At 40.7% G+C, this 1,337-nt stretch carries 1 protein-coding gene; it reads left to right on the top strand.

Annotated elements, in window-relative coordinates:
* Nucleotides 1–108: 108 nt before the first annotated feature.
* Complete coding sequence (locus tag CW305_RS06525; protein WP_104097427.1) at nucleotides 109–1,134, top strand: permease; 1,026 nt, start codon at nucleotides 109–111, stop codon at nucleotides 1,132–1,134.
* The last annotated feature ends 203 nt before the right edge of the window (nucleotides 1,135–1,337 follow it).

The raw sequence follows: 1,337 nt of genomic DNA, 5'->3' as shown, positions 1-1,337 counted from the left end.
ACTTCCTACTTGACAGGCTTCTGAACCAACCATAACATACGCAAACATGCGCATACATGCATGTGTGCGTATGTTGGAATGATGTCATTAATCGGGAGATAATTTATTATGCAAGAAAGTGATTGGGGAATAGTTTTGGATGAGTTCCTGCATATAGGAAGCGGGCTATTATTGATAATTGCCGCAGTCGCAATTATTACTGGCCTTGTCCGGCATTACGTGCCACAGGAGAAGCTACAAGAAAAGTTAAGCAAGCATGAAAGTAAAGGCCCGATAATCGGGGCGCTCATGGGAATTTTAACCCCTTTTTGTAGTGCTGCAATGATTCCAGTTATGATTGGCATGGTGCAAATGGGAATTGCTACTGGAACTGTATTTAGTTTTTTGATTTCAGCTCCTTTAACAAACTTTGTTGTGGTTGGATTAATTGCAGCTACCTTTGGAATCAAAGTGGCCTTTATTTATTTTTTAGTGACATTTCTGGGAGCGATAGCGGCAGGATATATAGTCAGCTTTACAAGTCTGCGTAATGCAGTAAAGCGCGATATAGTTGAACCTAAACAGACTTGTAGTGTTTCTACAAAGAAAAATGAGGTGAAAAATTTACTGCAGGTTGAAGATCAAGCATTAGGGCTAGTTAGTTGCTCTTCGACACCAGTTTCTGGCTATTCTTCAGTGCCGGCATGTAGCCTGCCTTCAGCCTCACAAAAAACCGAGTCACATAAAGAACGCCTTGGTTTGGCTATACAGTTTGCTTGGGCTTTATTTAAAAAAATTACTCCCTATGTTTTGATTGGTGCAGCAATTAGCGCCTTGTCAGCCGCTTTTTTGCCTGCTGATATTGTCGAAAGATTCGTTGGTAGTGATAATTGGTTTGCCATTCCTATTGCTGCTGTTATTAGTATTCCGCTCTACCTACGAATTGAAATGGCTCTACCATTACTAGATGTGTTAATCGGAAAGGGGATGGGGATGGGGGCTGCAATGGCATTGATTATTGGCGGCACAGGTGCTAGCTTACCCGAGATAGCAATTATATCCACTGTCTTGAAACCTAGGGCTGTAATAGCATTTGTTGCAATCGTGCTTGCCATTGCGACCATAGGTGGGATGATTTTTAGCTTTGTCTTATAACTCTATAGTATATAATGCTGCTTCACGTAGCATTATATAACTTTGATCGGAGGTAATTGCGTTGATTTCGAGCTACATTGATATTATGAAGGCTCTATCTGAGCCTAATAGATTAAGATTAGTCTGGTTAATGTCATATATAGATCAAAGAATTTGTGTTAGTGAGGGTATGGATGTCCTGGGAGAGTCACACTACAATGTTT

The organism is Stutzerimonas kunmingensis (genome assembly GCF_002929225.1).
In the GTDB taxonomy this organism is placed as follows: Bacteria; Pseudomonadota; Gammaproteobacteria; order Pseudomonadales; family Pseudomonadaceae; genus Stutzerimonas.
The sequence above is the reverse complement of the archived record's forward strand: the minus strand, read 5'-3'. Positions and strand labels throughout refer to the sequence as shown.

Coding starts and splice junctions, on each gene's coding strand:
- CW305_RS06525 (WP_104097427.1), top strand. CDS start 109: ATGCAAGAAAGTGATTGGGGAATAGTTTTGGATGAGTTCCTGCATATA.